Source organism: Kerstersia gyiorum (assembly GCF_048595715.1).
GTDB classification, from domain to species: domain Bacteria; phylum Pseudomonadota; class Gammaproteobacteria; order Burkholderiales; family Burkholderiaceae_B; genus Kerstersia; species Kerstersia gyiorum.
In genome coordinates this window covers 2,519,499-2,540,561 of record NZ_CP169556.1, presented here as the reverse complement: position 1 = coordinate 2,540,561, position 21,063 = coordinate 2,519,499, and the positions used below count along the sequence as shown (strand labels likewise).

Sequence of the window (21,063 nt, the reverse complement as noted above, 5' to 3'; positions counted from 1 at the left end):
GGAATCGCTTTCAGGCCATGCGCAGCAGGCGCCTGGCGGCTTCCTGGCCGCTGCGCACTGCGCCTTCCAGTACCCCGGGGTAGCCGGTGTCGGTCCAGTCTCCTGCCAGGTACAGTCCGGGCCAGGGGCTGACGGCCCCAGGGCGAGCCAGGCCTGGACGGGCACTGAAGGTCGCGCGTTTTTCCACCACCAAGGCATGGGCCAGCGTGGCGGGCGGTGCCGCAGGCGCGGGCTGCCCGATGCGGGATGAGGTAGTGCGAGCCTGCCACTGCCGGCGCCACTGGGCATCCATGGCTTGCGCCAGGGCTTCCCGGCCTGCTTCCAGGAAGGGGCCGGCGACGCTGCCGACGATGCTGAGTTCGCCGCATTCGGGCCTGCCGGTCAGGTTGGCCCTGTCGAAGATCCAATGGCCGGGTTGGCGGCCATCCTGGTCGTCCAGCTGCATCATCGGGAAGGGCAGTTGCCAGGGGGCGGCCAGTTTCAGGTTCAGGGTGGCGATCGCCTCGAAATCGAAAACCGCCAGGGTTTGCAACAGGCGCGCCGAGCCTGGCCTGCCAGGCAGGGGATGGAGCAGGCGGGCCGCCTGTGGCGGGGGCACAGCCAGGATCAGGGCGTCGTAGGGCGCGCCGGTTTCATGTCCGCCGGCGGGCGCGGCATCGTCGGTGTGGGCGCTCGCACGCAGGAGCCGCCAGCCGTCAGGCGTGTGCTCGATGGCCGTGATTGCGTTGCCGGGCCGCCAGTCTACCTGGCGGATGGCGGCATCCGGCCAGAGCTCGCCCAGGTCGCAGCCGGGCAGCAGCAGGTCACTGGCCTGGCGTTCCTCAGCAAGCCCATCACGTAGAATTCTGGCGAAAAGGGCGGCGCTGGCCTGTTGCACGGGGGTATTCAGGGCCGCCAGACAGAGCGGATGCCAGAGGCGTTGCCGCAGTTCGCTGCCTTGGCGCAGGCGCGCCAGCAATTGGTCGACACTCCATTCGATGGGAACCTGCCAGCCCCAGCGCCGCAGCGCCAGCATCAGGCGCACGGCCTGCCCGCGGGCGGCCAGGCTCAGTCCCCGGGCGCTGGCCAGCGCCAGGATGACATTCAGCGGGGCGGGCCAGCGCCCGGGGGCGTGCAGCCGGAAATGGCCATCCAGGCTTTCCAGATGCAGGGGGTAGCGGTGCAGGCGTGCCCGCTGGTTGTTGGCAGTTTGGCTGGCCAGGTGTTCGATCAGCGCCAGGCTGTCGCGATAGGCGCCCAGCAGGATGTGCTGGCCGTTGTCCAGACCGGCCGGAAAGTCCGGATGGTCGATGCGGCGGGCCCGTCCGCCAGGCCGGGGGCCGGCCTCGAAGACGCTGACATGCGCGACGCCGGCCTGGCGTAACGTCAGAGCTGCCGACAGCCCGGCCCAACCGCCGCCGACGACGGCGACCTTCATGATTGCAGCTTGCGCAACCGGCGGATGAGCCGCTTGCCGCCGCCGACCCAGGTACTCCAGGCCAGCCAGAGCTTGCGCAGGGGCGTCAGGGAAATGCGCTGGTGCAGCACTTGCCAGTTGTCGCGTTCCAGTTCTTCGAGCAGCGCATGGTAGATGGCGGCCATGAGCAGGCCGGGGCGTTGCGTACGCCGGTCGCTTTCGGGCAGGGCCTCCACCGCTTCGCGGTAGAACTGGCGTGCCCGGGCGGCTTCGAAGCGCATCAGCTGGCGGAATTCCTCGGTTTCGTTGCCATTGAGGATGTCCGCCGCGCGCACGCCGTGCTGCTGCATGTCGTTGATGGGCAGGTAGATGCGGCCGCGCCTGGCGTCGTCGCCTACGTCGCGCAGAATATTGGTGAGCTGGAAGGCCAGCCCGAGTTTTTCCGCATAGACCAGGGTGGACGGGTCTTCATAGCCGAAGATTCCCGCCGAGAGTTCACCGACGACGCCGGCGGCGTGCCAACAGTATTTGCGCAGCCCGGCCCAGTCCAGATAACGGTTCTGGTCCAGGTCCATCTCCATGCCGTCGACAATCGCTTCCAGGCGCGTCTGGTCGATGTTGTAGGGCTGCAGGTGGGGCTGCAGCGCCTTGGTGACAGGGTGGTCAGGCTTGCCGTCGTACATGGCGGCAAGCTGGGTGCGCCACCATCCCAGCTTGACCCGGGCCAGGCCAGGGTCGCTGACTTCATCGACCACATCGTCCAGTTCGCGGCATAGCGCATACAGCGCAATGATGGCGCGGCGCCGTTCCGGCGGCAGGAACAGGAAGGCGTAATAGAAGCTGGAGCCGCTGCGCGCGGCCTTGTCCTGGCAGTATTCGTCGGGTGTCATGGTGCTAGGGTACGCCAGAACATGAGGGCCCAGTCACGGGCACCCAGAACGGGACGATGATCGAAAACATTGCCGCGCGCGGCATCTACGCGCTCAAGTATACGTAGACCGCCTTGTATGACCAGTCGCAATTCCCAGCCGATGCGCCCGCCCAGGGTGCGTGGCAAGGGTGCGCCGGCCTGCAGCAGGCGGCGTGCCCTGGCAGTCTGTCCGGCCATCAGGGCCTGCCAGACAGGCAGGTTGCGCTGTTCCGGCAGCGCGCGCACGGCGCGGTCTGTCAGGCCATGGGCGGCCAGTTCGTCGAGTGGAATATAGAGCCGGCCCCGGTCCCAGTCGATGGCGACGTCCTGGCAGAAATTGGTCAATTGCAGTCCGGTGCAGATGGCATCGGCCTGAGCCAGCGCGGTGGCGTCCCCCGGATGGCGATAGAGCCCAAGCATCAGGCGGCCGACCGGATTGGCAGAGCGCCTGCAGTAATCCAGCAGGGCCGCTTGCGTACCATACCGCAGCGTACAGACATCCTGTTCGAAGGCGGATAGCAGGTCGTGGCAGGCCTGCCATGGCAGGTGGTGCTCGGTCATGGCCTGCGCCAGCGGCTGAAAGATTGGGGCCAGGGGCGCAGGCACCTGTTCCACCTGCCCGCGTTCACAGGCGGATAACGCCTGGCTGTAGGCATGCAGGGCAGCCCGCCGTTCATCGGCGGACGCCTGGCCTTCGTCGGCGATATCGTCGGCGCTGCGTGCGAAGCGATAGATCGCCCGCACGGCCGGGCGCAATCGGCGCGGCAGCAGCAGGGATGCGACGGGAAAGTTTTCGTAATGTCCGACAGCCATGGGCAGGTACAGGGGCGCTACATAGGCGCTACAGGGAGCAGGATAGGGCGCGGCAGCGCGATATTGTACCGGCTGGCGCCAATCGCCCCTAGGGCATGCAGCGAACAAGGCGACACTATCCCCTTTGGCAACTGCGGTACTATCCTGCCGAAGATGAAAACCGGAGGAAGATATGTCCGACCTGGAGTTGTTGTCGCAGCATCGCGCCTTCGAGGGCAGCCAACGCTATTACCGTCATGCCTCGGCGGAAATCGGCCTGCCGATGCGCTTTTCCGTGTATCTGCCGCCGCAGGCGGCAGCCGGCGGCAAATTGCCCGTCCTGTTCTTCCTGGCGGGGCTGACCTGCACGGAGGAAACCTTCATGATCAAGGCGGGCGCACAGCGCCTGGCAGCCCAGGCCGGCATCATCCTGGTGACGCCGGATACGAGTCCGCGCGGCGCAGGCGTGCCGGGCGAGGACGATAGCTGGGATTTCGGCACCGGGGCGGGGTTCTACCTGGACGCGACCCAGGCGCCGTGGTCCGCGCATTACCGTATGGACAGCTATATCGTGAAGGAACTGGTGCCATTAGTGCAGCAGCAGTTCAATGGCGATCCCGCACGTATGGGTATTTTCGGGCATTCCATGGGCGGCCATGGCGCGTTGGTGCTGGCCTTGCGTAATCCTGGCGTGTTTCGCTCCGTGTCGGCCTTCGCGCCGGTGGCTGCGCCTTCTCAATGCCCTTGGGGGCACAAGGCGCTGGGCGCCTATCTGGGCGAGGACCGCTCCGCCTGGGCGCGCTACGATGCGACAGAACTGATCCGTGCCGCAGGCCGCAGCGTGTTTCCCGAAGGTATCCTGATCGACCAGGGCACGGAGGACGGCTTCCTGCAGGAGCAACTCCATCCTCACCTGTTCGAGCAGGCCTGCGCCGAGGCTGGCCAGCCCTTGGTGTTGAACCGGCGCGAGGGTTATGACCACGGCTACTATTTCATTTCCACTTTCATTGACGGCCATATGGCGCATCATGCGCGCGTCCTGGCTGGCTGAGGATGGCGGTCCGGCACGCCGCCGGCGGCTGCCGCCTCTCGCCGCGCGGCGGCCAGGGAATAGAATGATGGCGGCACGATAGATGACGACACGACTAATGGCGGCGCAAAAAGGAGCGATGCAATGAAGGGGCTTTGTGTACTGGTGACGGATGCCTGTTCCGGCGTGGGTTGGGCCATTTCCCGGCTGCTGGCCGATCGCGGCTGCCATGTGGTGGGTGTGGCTGGCGACGAGGAGCCCATCGAGTTTCCCGGCATCCTCTACCAGTGTCCGCCCCACGATGCCGGTCGCATGGCCGATATGCTGCGCGCCATTCGCGAAAAATATCCGATCGACGCCATCGTCAATAATACCGGCCTGAACGTGCCAGCGCCCCTGGGTGAAGTGTCGTTGACGGATCTGTACGATGTGTTCGATCGCAATGTGCGCACTGCGCTGCAGGTCACCCAGGCCCTGCAGGAAAACATGCGCGTGCGCCGCGCCGGCCGCATCGTCAATGTCTGCCATCATGGCTGGTGGGGGCAGGCGACGGAATCAACGGCCTATGCGGTCGCCAGCGCTGCACTGGCTGCCTGCACCCGCGCCTGGGCGCTGGAGTTGGCGGATGCCGGCGTGACGGTCAATGCCGTGTTGGCCGGCCCGGTGGAAACCGAGGATTTCCGCGAACGCCATCCGCTAGGTTCGGAGGCTGAAAAGCAGGCCCTGGCGCAGCTGCCGCTGGGGCGCCTGGGCGCAGCGGAGGAAGTGGCAGGGGTCGTCGCATTCCTGTTGCAGCGCGAAAGCGCCTTCATGACGGGCCAGGTCATCGCAGTAGATGGCGGCGCAGGTTTGCGCCGCCCCACGTTCTGAGGTTTCGGGAGTTTTCATGGCAAGTAAATCGGCCAGCCGCCAGAAAACGGTCTTCCAATGTACCGAGTGCGGCGGCAGTACGCCCAAATGGCAAGGGCAATGTCCGCATTGCAATGCCTGGAATACGCTGGTCGAATCCGTGGCCGAACCGGTGGGCGGGCATCGTTATGCCTCCTTGGCAGGAACGGCGCCGGTGCGCAGCCTCGACGAGATCGAAGCACGCGAATTGCCGCGCCTGCCTACCGGCCTGGCTGAGTTCGATCGCGTGCTGGGCGGCGGGTTGGTGGCGGGTGCAGTCGTGTTGATCGGTGGCGACCCGGGCATTGGTAAATCCACCCTGCTGCTGCAGGCGTTATCGGCCATGGCACAGAACGAGCGCGTGCTGTACGTGACAGGCGAAGAGTCTGCCGATCAGGTGGCCCTGCGCGCGCGGCGGCTGGGCCTGAGCGGCGCAGGTGTTGATCTGCTGGCGGAGATCCGCCTGGATGCCATCCAGCAGGCATTGAACGAAAAGCGGCCGGCGGTGGCAGTGATCGACTCCATCCAGACCGTCTATTCGCCGGAATTGAGTGCGGCGCCAGGGTCGGTGTCGCAGGTACGGGAGTGCGCCGCGCAATTGACGCGCCAGGCCAAGCAGACCGGCGTGCCGGTGGTGATGATCGGTCACGTGACCAAGGATGGCGCGCTGGCTGGTCCGCGCGTGCTGGAACACATTGTCGATACCGTGCTGTATTTCGAGGGTGACACGCACTCTTCGTTCCGCCTGATCCGCGCCTTCAAGAACCGCTTCGGTGCCGTCAACGAGCTGGGCGTTTTCGCCATGACCGACCGCGGCCTGCGTGGCGTGGCCAATCCTTCCGCCTTGTTCCTGTCGCAGCATGCGCGGCAGGTGGCGGGTTCCTGCGTGATGGCCACGCAGGAAGGCACCCGGCCCTTGCTGGTGGAAATCCAGGCGTTGGTCGACGCTTCCCACGCACCCAGCCCGCGCCGCCTGAGCGTGGGCCTGGAGGGCAATCGCCTGGCCATGCTGCTGGCGGTATTGCACCGCCATGCGGGCATTGCCGCACATGACCAGGACGTGTTCGTCAACGCAGTGGGCGGCGTGCGCATTACCGAGCCTGCCGCCGACTTGCCGGTGTTGCTGGCGATCATTTCCTCCTTGCGTGACCGGCCGCTGCCGGCAGGCCTGATTGCGTTCGGCGAGGTCGGCCTGGCAGGAGAAATCCGGCCTGCACCGCGTGGCCAGGAACGCCTGCGTGAGGCGGCCAAGCTCGGGTTCAGCATTGCCCTGATTCCCAAGGCCAATGCACCCAAGCAAGCCATCGAAGGGCTGGAAATCTGGCCGGTGGAACGCCTGGATGAAGCCATGGAGCGTTTGCGCTGAGCCGTTTTCATCCGGCCTCCATCGGCCCATCCTGCTCTTATTCGGTCGCCAGTCGGCCTTCATTTGGCTTTCATTCAGCCGCAAGGCGGTCCTTGGGTGCCAAGGGAAACAGGAAACAAGCGACTCATGACAAGCATGAGCAATGATGTAGAGGCTTACCCCTGGCACTGCTGGCAGCCGGAAGCACTGGCACAACGGCTGTTACGGGTGGAACGGCCGTGGTGCGTGGTTGGAGGCTGGGCGCTGGATCTCTGGCATGGCAGGCAGACCCGCGAGCACGAAGATATCGAGTTCACTGTGCTGCGCGAAGATATTGCAGCGTTCAGGCAGGCGCTGGCAGGTATCTCCTTTTATGCGGCAGGCGATGGGCAGGTGGCTGCGCTGGCGCCCGATGACGCGCCGCCTGCGGATATTTTCCAGTTATGGTGCCTGGAGGATGCCCTGCGCTGCTGGCGGGCCGACATGATGGTGGAGCCGGGCAGTACGGACACCTGGGCCTATAAGCGCGATCCCCGCTTGACCCGGCCGCGCCATGAAATGGTGGGCCGAACGGCAGCTGGCATTCCCTATCTGCGGCCTGCCGGCGTGTTGCTGTTCAAGGCCAGGCACCAGCGCGCCAAGGACGAGCAGGATTTCGAGCATGCGCTGCCGTCCATGCCGGTGGCAGAGCGGGCCTGGCTGAAATATGCCCTGGCTAGCTTGTACCCAGGGCATGATTGGCTGCACCGTTGCTGAGACGGCAGCGGTCGGTATCGGCTGGCGTGGCGGGTTTCAGGCCAGAGGCCTCAGCCGTGTGATTGCTCGCAAAAGCGCAGCCTGTTGCCGAATGGGTCGGTGAGCGTCAGTTCGCGGCCCCAATCCACTTTTTCCACGCCGGGTCGGGCGTAGCGGTAAGGCTTGGCAGCCAGTTCTGCGTGTAGCGTTTCAATGCCGTGCAGCGGGATGAATACGGTGGTGCCGGGCGTGGTGTCGCCGTAGTGTTCCGTCAGGTGCAAGACGAGATCGTCGCGGCGTATCTGCAGATACAGGGGCATGTCCGCGTGGAAGCGGTGTTCCCAGTCCACTGTGAAACCGAGATAACCGACATAGAACTCGCGCGCTTTTTCCTCGGAGAAAATGCGCAATAGCGGGATGGCAGAGGAAATATGCATGGCGGTCATCCTGGAACTGGCCGGGTCAGGGCCACATGATAAAGGAAAGCCTTGGCGTCAGGCGTCACCCCAATGTCCCTCGGCCTTCAGTCCGTGCACGGTCTCGATGGCGGCACCCAGCAGCGCTTCGCCATTGCGGTGGGCCTGCCAGGCGAAAACCATGCAGGCCTGGTGCTGCGCTTGCCCGCCTATCAGTTCGACTTCACCTGCCGCTTCTGCGGCGCGGGCGGTGGTTTCGTGCAGAAAGCCCAAGCCTATGCCTCCGGTGATCAGGGCGCGCGAGGTGTTTTCGTGATCGGCATTGAACAGCCGTCCGGGCCGAAAGCCATAGGTCTGGAACACGTGTTCGGCGGCCAGTCCGCAGCAGGTGCTGGGGCCGGGGCAGATCCAGGGCAGGCGGGCAAGCTCTTGCCAGTCAGGGGGGGCTGCATGGGCCACCAGGCCGGGCGCGGCAGCCAGAAAAATGCCGAAGCGGTACAGTTCGATGCGGGCCAGGTTGGTGTCGGGCACGCCGGCATCGGCAAGAATACCGGCATCCAGGGTGCCGTTGCGTATGCCCTGCAGGATTTCGACCGATGTGGCGTATTGCAGGTCTAGCTCCACGGCTGGGTAGCGGGCCGCCAGCGCGCCCAGCAGCGGGCCCAGCACGGGCTCGCTGGCGGCGCTGGTCAGTCCCAGGCGCAGTCTGCCGTTGAGAGTGCCGCGCAGGCGCCGCGCTTCGTCCAGCATGTCGTGGTGCAAGGCCAGCAGCTGTTCGGCCCGGGTGTACAGGCTGACGCCTGCCGGCGTCAGGCTCATGCCGCGTGGCGTACGTTCGAACAGCAGCAGTTCAAGTTCTTCTTCCAGCGATTTGATGTGCGCGCTGATGGCCGGCTGGCTCAGGAACAATTGATCGGCTGCCCGTGTGATGCTGCCTTCGCGGGCGACCGCGAGAAAGGTGCGTAGCTGATAGATATCCATGGCGGTGTCGATGGCAGGAGCGGCCAGGCAAGCAGGCAGGTGATCATATCCAGCCCAGCAGGTGCCACCACAGGAGATCCAGCGGGGTCAGCACCAGCAAGGTGACGGCTGCCAACGCCAGGCAGAGGCGGGTGGCGGCGCGCAGGTCGATTTTACCTAGTTGGATGGCGACCAGCAGCGGCGGTGATTGATAGGGCAGGATGACATTGGAAAAGGCCAGGACCTGGCTCATCAGGACGGTGGCGATGGGCAGGCCGGTGGTATCCGACAGGGATGCCGCCAGGGGCGTCATGATGGCAGGTACGCCGGGCAGGGTGGTGAACAGCGCCACCAGCGTGCCTATGCCCCCCAGCATGGCGACTTTCTGCCAGGCGGCGCCATTGCCCAGGCCGACATAGGTGCCGGCAGCCTCGACCAGCGCGCCACCCAGGCCGGTGGCGGCGACGATGGCGCCCAGTCCCATGACCCCGCCGATGAACAGCAGCGAACCCATATTGATTTCTTCATTGATGCAGCGTTTGCTGGTCAGGCCTGAGCCTGGCCAGAGGAAATAGGTGCCAGCCGCCATGCTGATCCAGGCCGGGGCGATGTGGTGCAGCGAGTCCGTCATCCAGAATGCCAGGCACAGCGCCAGGGCGATCATCAGGCGGCGTTGTGGTGGCGTGGGAGAAGTGCGGGCGCGGCGGATTTGTCCGTCGGGGTGAGCCGGGCCGGCCGGAAACAGCCAGAGTATCAAGCCGGCCAGCACCAGCGATTTCAGCATGCCGAGCACGGGAAAGTGCAACAGCAGGTATTGCGTGTAGGTGGGGGCATAGCCGTAGAGTGTTTCGGCGGTGCCGGCCATCAGCATGTTGGGCACATTGGCAGGCAGAATGGTAAAGGCAGGAATGTGGGTGCCCAGCGCCGTGGCCAGGAGCATGCCGGTCCTGCCATTGGAGCCGGGGGCGTAGCCCAGGCGGCCTGCCAGGGAGGTGATGATGGGAATCAGCAGAACGGCGCGTCCGATGGAGGACGGCAGCACGAAACTGAGTGCTACGCTGAAGGCGACGATGGTGCCTATGACGCTGCCGTAGCGCTGGCTCATCAGGGCGGCCAGTGAGTTGGCCCAGCGTTGGTCCAGCGCCGTATGGCGGACAGCAGCGCCGGTGATGAGTCCGCTGAAGAGCAGCCAGAAGGTGGATGAGTTGAAGCCAGAGAAAATGACCGTTGGCGGTGCGACCTTCAGCAGGATGGCCAGCAGGAAGAAACACAGTGCAGTGAGGTACTCGGGCAAGGCCGAGCTTGCCCACAGACCGATGCTGAAGATGGCCAGGGCCAGCGCGATGGCCTGGTCAGCGGGCAGCGGGCCTGCCGCCAGCCAGCCGGCCAGCACGGCGCCGGCCGCAATGATGGCCACTGCTGCATGACGCTGGGGTGGGGGAGGGCCAGGTGTGGCGGGTATGGACGCAGGTGGCGATGCGGGAGGAGGCAGGGTGGTCATGGCGGAGCCGGTACATGCGTGGAAGCGGGAGCGCGGGATAGCGGATGCGTAGAACAGTGGACATGTGAACGCCTGCCACTATGCAACGGGATCGCGCCTGCGTCCAATCGCAAATCTGGAGGGTTGGGTGTCAGGATATCGGGGAGCCTGCCATGATCCAGGGTGCGGGCCTGATAGAAAACCAGTACACTCCCGGCTGCAGTTTCTGCTGTTCCCTCTATGGGTTCCCTTACCCCATTCATCAAAAAGGTTCATGATGAGTCCTGTTACCAACCCGCGCTCGCGGGCGTCCTTGTCGCTGGCATTGCTGGTGGCCTTTCATGTGCTGGTGATCATTGCCAGCAATTACCTGGTGCAATTGCCCATTTCGCTGTTCGGTTTTCACAGCACCTGGGGCGCATTCAGTTTTCCCTTCATATTCCTGGCCACCGACCTGACTGTGCGTCTGATCGGCAAGCAGGCTGCGCGCAGCGTCATTGCCCGTACCATGCTGCCGGCGTTGGTCGCATCTTATATTGTGTCCGTGCTGTTTCATGACGGCGCGTTCAGCGGCTTTGCTGCGCTGGGGGAATTCAACAGCTTCGTGTTCCGCATCGCGCTGGCGAGCTTTGCCGCCTATGTGCTGGGGCAGTTGCTGGATATCCAGGTGTTCGACCGCATCCGTCGCGGCAATGTGGCCTGGTGGGTTGCTCCTACGGCATCGGGAATCGTCGGCCAGGCGCTGGACACTGCTGCGTTTTTTTCCATTGCGTTCTGGCGCAGCAGCAATCCGTTCATGGCTGCCAACTGGGTGGAAATTGCAGTGGTGGATTACTTCATCAAGCTTGCGGTCAGCCTGCTGATGTTCGTGCCGCTGTACGGCATCATGCTCAATGCCATCCTGCGTTCCTTCAAGCAGGAAAAACTGGCGGGCTCTGCCGCCTGAGGCCTGGTGTGGCGCACGGTAATCGTGCGTCACGCGGCCCGCGTTGGGGCTTGTGCATGTCGTCGCACTTGCCCGGGCCAGATTGTCAGGTGCTGACCGGGGTGGCCTTTGGCGCGGTGTCGGGGGCGGCCTCGGCGAAGTTGTGGATATGCGCCATTTCACTGCGGATAGTGCTGATGAGCGCAGATTCCGGCGAGCCGTCGAGCGGTGCGTTTGCCATGGCGTTGTCACTGATGATCTGGCTGCCCTCGGCATGCGAGGCTGTGGCAAGCAGGCCGGCCAGGCGTTCCAGTTCGGCGCGCTGGCCGGGATCGGGCTGTTCGCTGGCCACTGCGCAGTAGCCGGTAATGGCATCGCAGATCCGTTCGGCGCTGGTGATCAGCGGGAACCAGGCAGCTGCCTCGGGCCCGGCAGGTGGTGGTTCGGTCAGCGACTTCTGCAATTGCAGGCGGATGTCCGCCAGGGCGCCATAGGCTGTGCGGCGGCAGGCGCTGGCCTGCTGGTTATCCTGCGCTTGCCCGGGATCGGGCAGGCAGGCGCGCAGGTAGGCGGCAATGGCCTTGCGCGCCTCGCGGAAGGCCTGTACAAGTTGGCGCTCATGGCGCTTGGGCCAGATGGCATAGCCGAATACCAGGACGATGAGTCCGCCCAGCAGCGTATCCACCAGGCGCAATGCGGCGTAGTTGATGCCGTGCGTTTCCGGGGTGACGAAGTCGATCAGCACCAACACCAGCGGCGTCAGCGCCAGCGTGTACATGGCATAGGAGCGTTGCGAGGCCCAGGGAAGAGTGATGGCGATGAGTGTCATGACGATGACGAAGCTGGGGCCGGGTTCGAGCACGGCCAGCAGGATGGCGCCAAGGATGACGCCGATGCTGGTGCCTATGCTGCGTAGGATGGTGCGCGCGAAAATGGAGCCGAAATCCGGTTTCATGATGATGAGGATGGTCATCGGCACCCAGTACCAATGGCTTTTGGCATCTATCCAGTGCAGCGAAAAACCGATGGCGACGCACAGGGAAAGCGCCAGTGCGGATGCGATGGTAGCCCGGCCAGGGGTCAGGCGGTCCAGCAGGATGCGCAGCCGGCTCTCGCGGGCTTGCGCCGGCGCCTGCGTCACGCCGGAAGCCGGCTTTTTGGCGGGCGCAGCGCTGTTCCAGAAGGGGTCATACAGTGCCTGGACCGCCCGCAGCAAGGCGGGGTCCTGGGGACAGGCGGTGCTCGCCGGTGCCCTTGTGCCGTGGGCCAGCGCCTGGCCGATGGGCTGCAGTTGCTCGGCGGCGCGCCTCAGGGTGTCGGCATCCTGGCAAGCCATGATGCAGGCGAACAGGTTGTCGAAGCGCTGCAGCGAGGCGGCGGTGCGTTCGGTCAGGGGGTTGCGTCCTTGCGCATGGGCGCGAATCTGGAGCATCTGGGCATAGAGCACGCTGAGCCGGTCTGTGACCTGACGCCGTGCCGCGTCGGTGTCCTGTTTATCCGCACGGGCCAGCGCCAGTGCGCGCAGCGCCTGTGTCAGGGCGGCGAGCATGGCGCGCTGTGAACGTTGCCGGAAGCATAGCGCCTCCACGCCCAGCATCAGCGCGTAGAAGGCATTGCCGGCCAGCAGCATCAGGGCCGGCAGCCAGAAATCCGGGCCGATGTGGCCATTGCCGGTCATGACGGTGCCCATGACCAGCGCCTGCAGGCTGCCGGAGGACAGCGCGGCACTGTAGCTGCTGATAATGCTGCCGATGAAGGCAGCGCATACCATGGTGACCGTCACCACGCCCCAGGAGTAATCGCTCAGGTAGCCCAGTAGGCATCCCGCCGCGCCCATGGGAGCGGAGATGGCGATTTTCCAGAAGATGGCCTTGTAGGGACCCTCGCGTTCCGCACTGGCTTGCAGCAGAGAGCCCATGGCGATCCACAGGCTGGCGGCGAGTTGATCGAAGACGATGCCCAGCGCCAGGGGCAGGCCCATGCCGATGGCGGCGCGGATGGAAACGCCCCAGCGCCAGTGGGCGGGCTTGAGGGTAGTCAGTTCCCTGAGCCATGGATTGGGCCGGATGGCAGGGCGGGCGGATGATGCAGCTTGCGGCATGCGACGTCTTCCGGAAAAAGAATGGGTGGCAGGTGCCAGGCGGCGAGCCGGGGCTCGCGGGCCCAGGGCCGTGTGGCGGTCCTGGCTGCGCGCGAAGGTGGTGCACCGCCATCATACCGGCTACGTTGCAGCGGGCAATAGGCGGCCAGGGCAAATCCTGTCCCCTGGCCGGAGGGGGTGTCAGGAAAGGAAAAATATCGGCTCGCTGAACCCTCGCCTGGCGAGAGTTTTCAGGCCCTGGGCCTGTGCCCGCATCAGGGCTGGTTCAGGAAACCGAAGAAATCCGAAAGGAAGCGGCGGCTGCTTTCTTGGTAGCCTTCCATGGTGAAGTGCACCAGGTCTTTGCCCACCCATTCGCGCTGCTGCCATTCCAGCATGGGGCAGGCGCCGCCCATGGCCTGTTTCCAGTCCCAGAACAGGGTTTTTTCCTCGCGTGCCACTTCCCACTGCACGCGGCGCACGGTGTCGTGCATGGCGGGCCTGCGGTCCTGGCAACTGGCCGGCGCGGGCCGGGCGCGATCCATGGCGTCGGGGATGCCGACGATCAGGACGGCTGCGTCGGGCAGGGCGCGCCGTATCTGGCGGATACCGGCGCGCAGGCTGGTGGCCATGTCCTCGGCAAGCAACTTGTCGTCAAAGGACTCATTGGTGCCGTAGGCCAGGATGATCAGGTCTGCATGGGTGGCCTGCAATTGCTCCAGCCAGCCCGGCGACCATTTTTCAAAGATGGTCTGCCGGGCGCCATTGGTGCCGACGGGGGAAACGATGACGCCATTGCTGCCCGTTTTCTCCAGCCAGATGCCGCCCAGCTGAGCGCCCTGGGCGCGAGGCGCAGTAATGGAAAACGGCAGGCGCACGTCCACGGTGACGCGTTGCCAGCCTTCGCCGGGCTGGCGTGGGGCCAGGGGCTGGCGCCTGCCGCGTGCATCCTCGACAAGCAGCGCGGGACCGGTCGTGGTCTGGCGCACCAGGAAGGAGGCACGGTACAGCGAAGTATCGGGCTGGCGCAGTTCAATGCGGATGCGGGCGCCCTCCCTGGTGGGCATGGCGATATTGCCGCCCAGCGGGAAATGCGGGTGTTCTTCGGTACGGCTGGAGGTGAGCTGCCAGTGGGTGGAGCGGACCTTGACCAGCATGTGGCTCTGGCCGCGTATGTCCATGGGTGCGATCCAGCCGATGCCGGCATTGCCCAGCGAGGCCTGCAGCGTGCGGCGCAGGCCGGAGGTGAAGGTATCCGACGCCGTGTGTGAATCGCCTAGCTGCACGATGGACAGGGTGCCAGCGGCGGCGCCGGCCTGGCGGGCGCGGAAATTCGCGATCAGGCGTTCGCGGTTAGGGTCGCCGAAGTCCGTCAGGCCGGAAGTACCGACAGGGGGGATGTCATGGGCCAGCGGCGGGGCTGCCTTGGGTGGTGCGGCGGGTTCGGCCGCCGCCGCCAGCTGTGGATGGTAGGGGTTGCAGCCACTGGACAGTGCCAGCGCGAGCAACAGGGGGGCAAGCCAGCGGCACGCAGGCAGGGCGCTCATTGGGCTGCGTCCGGCGCAGGCAGGACGTCGATGCGAGCCAGCACCGCTTCGGCGATCAGGCGCTGGCCCGCCACCGTGAAGTGGATGCCGTCGTCGATACGCACCTTGACACGGCGATCGCCGACCTGCACGTGGGTCGAGTACGCAGCGTTCTCGTTGCCCAGTAGCAGATTGGTAGGAATGAACTGGGCGCCGGCATGGGCGACTTCCGAGGCATACAGGGTGTTCAGGTAGTCCATGGACTGGTTGAGTGAATTCTTTTTCATGGCCGGGACTTCCAGCCACATGACATGGACCTGATGTTCGCGCGCGCTTTCGAGCAAGGCACGGATGCGTTCGCGATAAGCGGCTTCCCATTCCGGCGACTTGAATCGAAGGAAAGGCTGGCCTCGCGCAAGGGGGAAGTCCCAGGGGTCATTGGGGCCGAGAAATACCACCATCAGCCGGATGTCAGGATGACTGGCGAGCGTCTGCTCGACGGTGGCCGGCCAATTGAAGAAGCCAGTATAAGCCAATCCGCTGCTTTGCTTGCTGAGGTCCAGGCTCTCGATGCCATGCTCTTTGAAGAGCTGTTTGCGGACATGCGGTGCCACCCCTTGCATCATCGAATCACCGACGAAAAACACGGTGTCGCCGGCTTGTAGCAATACCTGCGGTGGGGGGGGCAGGAACAGATCGGGGGGGGCAGACGTGCCTGCTTCCTCCGTCGTCGTGCGGCTTGCTTCATTACCGATGCCTGCGGCCGGGCCCGCGTTGCGGCTCGCTGCCACCAGGCTGTCGGGGGCCGCGTCAGGCTGGCCGGCAGGCCATGCGTCCAGGGTGTTGTGCCGTGCTTTCAGCGGCATTGTGTCGTCACGTACCAGCGAGGCAAGCAGGCCGGATTCAGGTAGCGCCGCCGGCTCAGGCAGCACTGACCAGGGGTACTCATGGGCGTCCAGCACTGTTTCTGCTGGCACTGTCGATGGCGGTTCCTGTGCGGGGGCTGGCACGGCAGCGGCAGGGGGGGCGGCCGCTTCCGACGCTGGCCGCGCGGGGCGGGCCTCCATACCGCGCACGGTGGCCTGTTGCGCCTGGCGTGGCGGCGTCAGCCATGTCTGGTTGATGCGCTCGCGCATGGCATCGTCGAAACGGTGCAAGGCGGCGCTGCCTGCGTCCTGGTAGTGCATCCAGTCGCGTTGCAGTTCACCACCGGTCTGCCACAGTGCCGAGGCCTGGAACGCCGGAATGCCGGGGTCGCGGTGATACACCTCCAGCCAGTAGTTGCTGATGGAATTCTGCATCAGCCATACCAGCGCGGCAGCGGTCAGCAGCAGTGTGTAGAGCAGCTTGAAAAACGGCCGGCGTACCGGCGCCGGACTAGAATTTCGCATAGATGAAACCGGGAATGCCGGGAGGCGACAGTGTCATGCCTATCCACACCAGGGCGACCAGAACGAATGGCTGCAATACCCAAGGCGTCTGTCCGGTGCGTGCCAGCAGTTGTCGGGTCAGCTGCGCCAGCCTGGGATAAAGCATCAGCAGCAGCCAGGCCAGCAACAGGTAGAAGGGGGAATTGAATTGCAATGGCTGCTGGAAGTTGGAAAACAGCGCCTGAATGAAGTCCGTGCTTTGCTCCAGTGTCTGGCTGCGAAAGAAGATCCAGGCGAATGCCACGTAAAGCACGGTGGCGGTATTTGCCAGCAGCGGTGAAATACCGCTCAGCCGGTCGCGTCCGAACAGGCGGTCGCCACAGTTCAGCAGGATCATGCCCAGGCCATGGATCGCACCCCAGGCCAGGAAGTTGACGCTGGCGCCGTGCCAAAGGCCCGACAGCACCATGGCGATCATCAAGTTGGCCTGGGTGCGGGAGAAACCCTTGCGTGAACCGCCCAGCGGGATATACAGGTAGTCGCGAATCCAGGTGGACAGGCTGATATGCCAACGTGACCAGAAATGGCGCAGGTTGGTCGCGGCGTAAGGCGCGTCGAAGTTGATGGGCAGGCGAAAGCCCAGTAGTAGCGCCAGCCCGGTGACCAGATCGGTATAGCCCGAGAAATTCAGGTAGATCTGCCAGCTGTAGGCCACCAGCCCGAGCAGGGCATCGAGCGTATGGTATTCCAGCGGGTTGGCGAAAACCGGATCGGCCCAGGTGTCAGCCAGCACGGCACTGAGCCAGACCACCTTGAGTATGCCCAGCGCGATCAGCAGCAGGCCACGCGAGTACTCGTCAAGCTGGCGCGGTGCAGTGCTGGTGATCTGGGGCAGGAAATCCCTGGCCCGGTTGATCGGGCCGGCGATGACGCTGGGGAAAAACGCCAGAAACAGCGCGAGCTGGTCCAGACGCACCGGCTTGAACTCGCCGCGCTGCAGCGATACCAGGTAGCTGATCGAATGGAATGTGTAGAACGAAATGCCCAGCGGCGCCATGACTTGCAGCGCCGGCAGCATGTGCTTCAGGCCCAGCGCCAACAACAGGGTATTGATGTTTTCGCTGAAAAAGTCGAAATACTTGAAGAAGGCCAGATTGGCGATGGCCAGCGTGATCGCCAGGCCTAGCGCCAGCTTGCCATGCGTGCGCCATCGTGCGATGAGCAGCGCGCAGGCATGAATGCCCAGTGTGTAGCCGGCCAGAACCAGTGCGAAATAGGGATGGAAACTGGCCAGGATGTAGTAGCTGGCCAGCAGGATGAAACTGTTCTGTATTCCCGGCAGTGCTTTGCATGCCCAATACAGCAGCAGGAAGAGCAGGAAGAAAACCGAGAATTCAAGTGAGAGGAAATTCATAAGCCGGGGCGCCCGCGATGCTGGCGCCCGCTTGGCAGGCAGGCGGCGTCGCTTATCTTAACGTTTGCTTATTATTGGGACGCCGGCATGATACAACGCTTTGGGCGGGGTAACGGTCGGGGAAATGCCTGGTTACCGATGCCTAGATAAAGAAAGATTCTGGCATGCCGCCGGCCCTGCGGGGAGCGGGGGCGGCGGCATGCCGGGGACTCAGCGGCCGTAGGCCAGGTCCCGCAGCCACAGCGACATGCCGGGGATGTACGTGATCACCATCAGGCACAGCAGCACAACGATGACCAGCGGTACCAGGGGCTTCATCAGCCGTTCCAGGGAGATCTTGGCGATGGCGCAGGCGGCGAACAGGTTCACGCCCAGCGGCGGCGTGATCATGCCCAGCGCGAGGTTCACGATCATGATGACGCCGAAGTGCACCGGGTCGATGCCGAACTGCATGGCCACCGGCAGCAGCAGCGGCGCCAGCACCACGATCGAGGCCGAGGTCTCGATGAACATGCCGACCACGAAGAGCGCGACGTTGATGCCCAGCAGGAAGGTGAAGCTGTCGGAGAACAGTGTGCTCAGCCAGGCGCCCAGCATGTCTGGCACGCCTGCGCGGTTCAGCAGGAAGCTGAAGACGCCCGCATTGGCGATGATGAACATGATGACCGCCGTGGAAATCACCGAGCGGTGCAGCACGCGGGAAAACTGCTTCACGTTCATTTGCCGGTAGATGAACATGCCCACGAACAGCGCATAGACCACTGCCACCACTGACGCCTCGGTAGGCGTGAAGATGCCGCCATAGATGCCGCCGAGAATGATGACGGGCATCAGCAGCGCCAACCAGGCGCGCTTGAAGGCAGGCCAGACCGACAGGCGGCCTTCGCCGTCATGCTTGCCCAGGCCGTTGCGGCGGGCGTAGAACCAGGCATAGGCCATCAGCGCGAAGCCGATCAGCAGGCCGGGGATGACGCCAGCGATGAACAGTTCACCCGTGGAGGTTTCCGTCGAGACCGCATACAGGATCATCGGGATCGACGGCGGCAGGATGACCCCCAGTTCCGCCGATGCCGCCTGCAGCGATGCCGCGAATGGTACCGGGTAGCCGTGCCGCGCCATGGCGGGGATCAGGATGGCGCCGACCGCGAAGGTGGTGGCGACACTGGAGCCCGCGACGGCGGAGAAGATCATGCAGGTCAGGACGCAGGTGCAGGCCAGGCCGCCCTGCATGCCGCCGACCAGGCTTTTGGCGAAATCCACCATACGGGCGGAAATACCGCCGGCTTCCATCAGGTTGCCGGCCAGGATGAAGAAGGGAATGGCGACCAGCGGGTACTTGTCCAGTGCGGCAAACAGCTGTTGCGCGACCACCAGCCAGGTCAGGTTGCTGGATGCGACACCCAGCAGGCTGGACAGGCCGATGGAGACGGCGATCGGGATGGACAGCCCGAAAAACACCAGCATCGAAACGATCATTAATTGGGACATGGCGAGGATTCCGTATTCAGTCCATCAACCTTGCGCATCGTTGCGCTCGGGCGCAGCGGCATCGCGGTCGAACAGGCGGGCAAAGACCGCAATGGCGGCCAGGGTCGTGCCCACGGGAATGGACAGATAGATCCAGGAAATCGAGATATCCAGGCTGGGCATGCTCTGGAACCGGACACGGTGGGTCATTTGCCCGCCAATCCAGGCCAGGAACAGCAGGAAGCCGGCACAGATGAGGGCCAGCACCCATTCCAGGATACGCCGGGGCCGTCCCGTCAGGCGTTCGCGCAGCATCTCGACGCTGATCATGGCGCCGTGCCGGAAGGCCAGGGAGATGCCGAGCATGACGGTCCAGATCAGGACGGCGCGGGTCAGGATTTCACTCCAGTCGGAGGGGGCCTGCAGGACGAAGCGCGTGATCACCTGGTAAAAGGCGGTCACGACGGCGACGAGCAGCAACACCTGGGTAATGAGAGAGACGGCGCGGAAAAGGACGCGGTCGAACAGGCAGAGCAGACGCATGATGACAGTGTTTCAGGAAGAGAAACGCCCGAAGTTGCAGCGCAACGCCGGGCATGGCTCGGAGGCGGACATGGCGGTATCGGCCATGTCCATTCCCCGGGATCCGGGTCAGTGCCGGATTACTTGGTGTCCTGGATGGCCTTGATCAGGTCGGCGCCATAGCGCTTTTCATAATCCTTGTAGGCCGGCTGGACTGCCTGCTGGAATGCCTCGCGGTCGATTTCCGTGGTGATCTGCATGCCTTCGCCGCGCAGCTGCTCCAGGCCATTCTTCTCGACATTGTCGACGTAGTCGCGCATGGCCTTGGCCCCATCGACGGCGGCCTGCTTGAACAGCGCCTTGTCGGCATCGTTCAGGCCTTCATAGACGGAGGGCGAAACGATGATGACGGTGGGCGCGTAGACGTGCGACGTCAGCGAGAGGTACTTCTGGATTTGCGACAGCTTGGCCGAAACGATGACCGACAGCGGGTTTTCCTGGCCGTCGATGGTGCCTTGCTGCAGGGCGGTGGCCACTTCAGGCCAGGCCATGGGCGTGGGCAGCATGCCGATTTCGCGGAAGGCGGCGATGTGCACGGGGTTTTCGGTGACGCGGATCTTCAGGCCCTTGGCGTCTTCAGGCGTGCTGACCGGACGCACGTTGTTGGTCAGGTGGCGGAAACCTTGTTCGCCCCAGGCCAGCGCGACCAGGCCGCGCTTGGAGAAGTCTTCTAGCATGCCTTCGCCGATGGGGCCGTCCAGCACGGTACGGGCATGGTCCAGGTCGCGCAGCAGGAAGGGAATGTCGAAGACGCCGGTGGAGGGCACGAAGTTCAGCGTGGCGCCGGTCGAAACGATGGCCAGGTCGATGGTGCCCAGTTGCAGGCCTTCCAGCACTTCGCGTTCGCCGCCCAGCGCACTGTTGGCGAATTGCTGCACGGTGTAGCGGCCGTCGCTGGATTTAGCGAGGGATTGCGCGAATGCCTCGCCGCCAGCGCCATAATGGGATTGCTGCGATAACGCATAGGCCATCTTCAGAGGGGCCGCGGCGCTGGCCGGGGCGGTGGCGACGATGGCGACGGATGCCATGGCGATGGCAAGCCAGTTCTTACGCATGATGAGTTTGCTCCTGATCCTGAGGGGGCGGCAGCCTGCGGCGCTGGGAAAGGGATGGGCAGCGCGACGGGAGCCTGAATTTTTTTCAGTGCAGCAGAGGGGAAGGGCCATCGTGCAGCAGTCCCCAGGAGCTGGCCGCGCATCGGTTACCATGCGGATCACGCCGAACCGGCGGCAGCTGTAATATCTTAATAATAATACTACGCATGGTATGCAAGGTTTCTCATGAGTCGTGTGCAACCCATTTTCGAGCCCTATGACACCAGCCGCAGTCTGTACGAGCATCTGGGGGGCGAGACCGGTGTGCGGCGTATCGTAGACCGATTCTATGACCTGATGGACCTGGAAGACGACTTCCGCGAGTTGCGCGCCGTGCATGGACCCAGCCTGGACGAGGCGCGCGACAAATTGTTCTGGTTCCTGAGTGGCTATTTCGGCGGCCCTGATCTCTATATCAGCCGTTTTGGCCATCCGCGCCTGCGCGCCCGCCACCTGCCGTTTCCCATTGGAACGACAGAGCGCGACCAATGGGTGGCCTGCATGGGCCGGGCGTTGGTGGACGAGAATGTGCCCGCGCCGCTGGTCGACCGCCTGGTCCATACTTTTTTCGGTGTGGCCGATTGGATGCGTAACCGTGAAGGCTGAGCTGCAGTCCGCGCCGGCGCGCAGCCCCACTGGCGAAGCCATCGTGC

The 21,063-nt window shown here is 64.3% G+C and carries 19 protein-coding genes; 6 read left to right on the top strand and 13 right to left on the bottom strand.

Annotated elements, in window-relative coordinates; translation table 11 throughout:
- Nucleotides 1–10: 10 nt before the first annotated feature.
- From hpnE to hpnC, 3 genes are read right to left on the bottom strand one after another with little or no spacing between them, the layout of a single operon-like run.
- Nucleotides 11–1,417, bottom strand: a complete 1,407-nt coding sequence (hpnE, locus tag ACEW7X_RS11135; RefSeq protein ID WP_420177202.1) for a hydroxysqualene dehydroxylase HpnE — start codon at nt 1,415–1,417, stop codon at nt 11–13.
- A complete protein-coding gene (hpnD, locus tag ACEW7X_RS11130; RefSeq protein ID WP_134838638.1) occupies nt 1,414–2,286 on the bottom strand; it encodes a presqualene diphosphate synthase HpnD in 873 nt (290 codons plus the stop codon). Before hpnD ends, hpnE begins: the two co-directional genes overlap by 4 nt.
- Entirely contained in the window at nt 2,283–3,119 is an 837-nt protein-coding gene (gene hpnC, locus ACEW7X_RS11125; protein ID WP_068374559.1) for a squalene synthase HpnC, read from the bottom strand. The genes hpnD and hpnC overlap by 4 nt, the downstream gene beginning before the upstream one ends.
- A 172-nt stretch (nt 3,120–3,291) precedes the next feature.
- Between hpnC and fghA the strand changes: the two genes are divergently transcribed.
- The 4 genes from fghA (at nt 3,292) to ACEW7X_RS11105 (ending at nt 7,117) form a co-directional block, all read left to right on the top strand.
- Nucleotides 3,292–4,149, top strand: a complete 858-nt coding sequence (gene fghA / locus ACEW7X_RS11120) for an S-formylglutathione hydrolase (protein ID WP_068374562.1) — start codon at nt 3,292–3,294, stop codon at nt 4,147–4,149.
- A gap of 123 nt (nt 4,150–4,272) precedes the next feature.
- A complete protein-coding gene (locus tag ACEW7X_RS11115; RefSeq protein ID WP_068374565.1) occupies nt 4,273–4,998 on the top strand; it encodes an SDR family oxidoreductase in 726 nt (241 codons plus the stop codon).
- 16 nt (nt 4,999–5,014) lie between these two features.
- Nucleotides 5,015–6,382, top strand: coding sequence for a DNA repair protein RadA (gene radA, locus ACEW7X_RS11110; protein ID WP_134838637.1), 1,368 nt, complete (start codon nt 5,015–5,017; stop codon nt 6,380–6,382).
- A gap of 135 nt (nt 6,383–6,517) precedes the next feature.
- Nucleotides 6,518–7,117, top strand: a complete 600-nt coding sequence (locus ACEW7X_RS11105; RefSeq protein WP_420177201.1) for a nucleotidyltransferase domain-containing protein — start codon at nt 6,518–6,520, stop codon at nt 7,115–7,117.
- A gap of 50 nt (nt 7,118–7,167) precedes the next feature.
- Here the strand turns inward: ACEW7X_RS11105 and ACEW7X_RS11100 are convergent, their stop codons facing one another.
- From ACEW7X_RS11100 to ACEW7X_RS11090, 3 genes are read right to left on the bottom strand one after another with little or no spacing between them, the layout of a single operon-like run.
- Nucleotides 7,168–7,533, bottom strand: a complete 366-nt coding sequence (locus ACEW7X_RS11100) for a glyoxalase superfamily protein (RefSeq protein WP_068374575.1) — start codon at nt 7,531–7,533, stop codon at nt 7,168–7,170.
- Between the two features lie 57 nt (nt 7,534–7,590).
- Entirely contained in the window at nt 7,591–8,493 is a 903-nt protein-coding gene (locus ACEW7X_RS11095) for a LysR family transcriptional regulator (protein WP_068374578.1), read from the bottom strand.
- A gap of 43 nt (nt 8,494–8,536) precedes the next feature.
- Entirely contained in the window at nt 8,537–9,973 is a 1,437-nt protein-coding gene (locus ACEW7X_RS11090; protein ID WP_253597054.1) for an SLC13 family permease, read from the bottom strand.
- A gap of 256 nt (nt 9,974–10,229) precedes the next feature.
- Here ACEW7X_RS11090 and ACEW7X_RS11085 point away from each other — a divergent pair, with 256 nt between their 5' ends.
- Nucleotides 10,230–10,898, top strand: a complete 669-nt coding sequence (locus ACEW7X_RS11085) for a 7-cyano-7-deazaguanine/7-aminomethyl-7-deazaguanine transporter (protein WP_253597069.1) — start codon at nt 10,230–10,232, stop codon at nt 10,896–10,898.
- Nucleotides 10,899–10,983: 85 nt separating this feature from the next.
- Here the strand turns inward: ACEW7X_RS11085 and ACEW7X_RS11080 are convergent, their stop codons facing one another.
- The 7 genes from ACEW7X_RS11080 to ACEW7X_RS11050 all read right to left on the bottom strand — a co-directional run bounded on the left by ACEW7X_RS11080 (nt 10,984) and on the right by ACEW7X_RS11050 (nt 20,371).
- Nucleotides 10,984–12,978, bottom strand: a complete 1,995-nt coding sequence (locus tag ACEW7X_RS11080) for an FUSC family protein (protein WP_253600737.1) — start codon at nt 12,976–12,978, stop codon at nt 10,984–10,986.
- Nucleotides 12,979–13,232: 254 nt separating this feature from the next.
- Nucleotides 13,233–14,504 (bottom strand): GDSL-type esterase/lipase family protein, encoded by a 1,272-nt coding sequence (locus ACEW7X_RS11075; RefSeq protein WP_420177200.1) that lies wholly within the window; start codon nt 14,502–14,504, stop codon nt 13,233–13,235.
- Nucleotides 14,501–15,874, bottom strand: coding sequence for a DUF459 domain-containing protein (locus ACEW7X_RS11070; protein ID WP_415358520.1), 1,374 nt, complete (start codon nt 15,872–15,874; stop codon nt 14,501–14,503). The genes ACEW7X_RS11075 and ACEW7X_RS11070 overlap by 4 nt, the downstream gene beginning before the upstream one ends.
- Nucleotides 15,861–17,267: an MBOAT family O-acyltransferase gene (locus ACEW7X_RS11065; RefSeq protein ID WP_068374591.1), complete on the bottom strand. Its 1,407-nt coding sequence runs from the start codon at nt 17,265–17,267 to the stop codon at nt 15,861–15,863. The genes ACEW7X_RS11070 and ACEW7X_RS11065 overlap by 14 nt, the downstream gene beginning before the upstream one ends.
- 210 nt (nt 17,268–17,477) lie before the next feature.
- The gene (locus ACEW7X_RS11060; protein ID WP_068374594.1) at nt 17,478–18,755 is read right to left on the bottom strand and encodes a TRAP transporter large permease; all 1,278 of its coding nucleotides are present in this window, start codon (nt 18,753–18,755) and stop codon (nt 17,478–17,480) included.
- Between the two features lie 24 nt (nt 18,756–18,779).
- Nucleotides 18,780–19,277 carry a TRAP transporter small permease gene (locus ACEW7X_RS11055; protein WP_068374597.1) on the bottom strand — a complete coding sequence of 166 codons (498 nt, stop codon included), beginning with the start codon at nt 19,275–19,277 and terminating at the stop codon, nt 18,780–18,782.
- Between the two features lie 119 nt (nt 19,278–19,396).
- Nucleotides 19,397–20,371 (bottom strand): TRAP transporter substrate-binding protein, encoded by a 975-nt coding sequence (locus tag ACEW7X_RS11050; protein ID WP_068374600.1) that lies wholly within the window; start codon nt 20,369–20,371, stop codon nt 19,397–19,399.
- Between the two features lie 225 nt (nt 20,372–20,596).
- Here ACEW7X_RS11050 and ACEW7X_RS11045 point away from each other — a divergent pair, with 225 nt between their 5' ends.
- Nucleotides 20,597–21,016, top strand: a complete 420-nt coding sequence (locus tag ACEW7X_RS11045) for a group II truncated hemoglobin (protein WP_068374603.1) — start codon at nt 20,597–20,599, stop codon at nt 21,014–21,016.
- Nucleotides 21,017–21,063 lie beyond the last annotated feature (47 nt).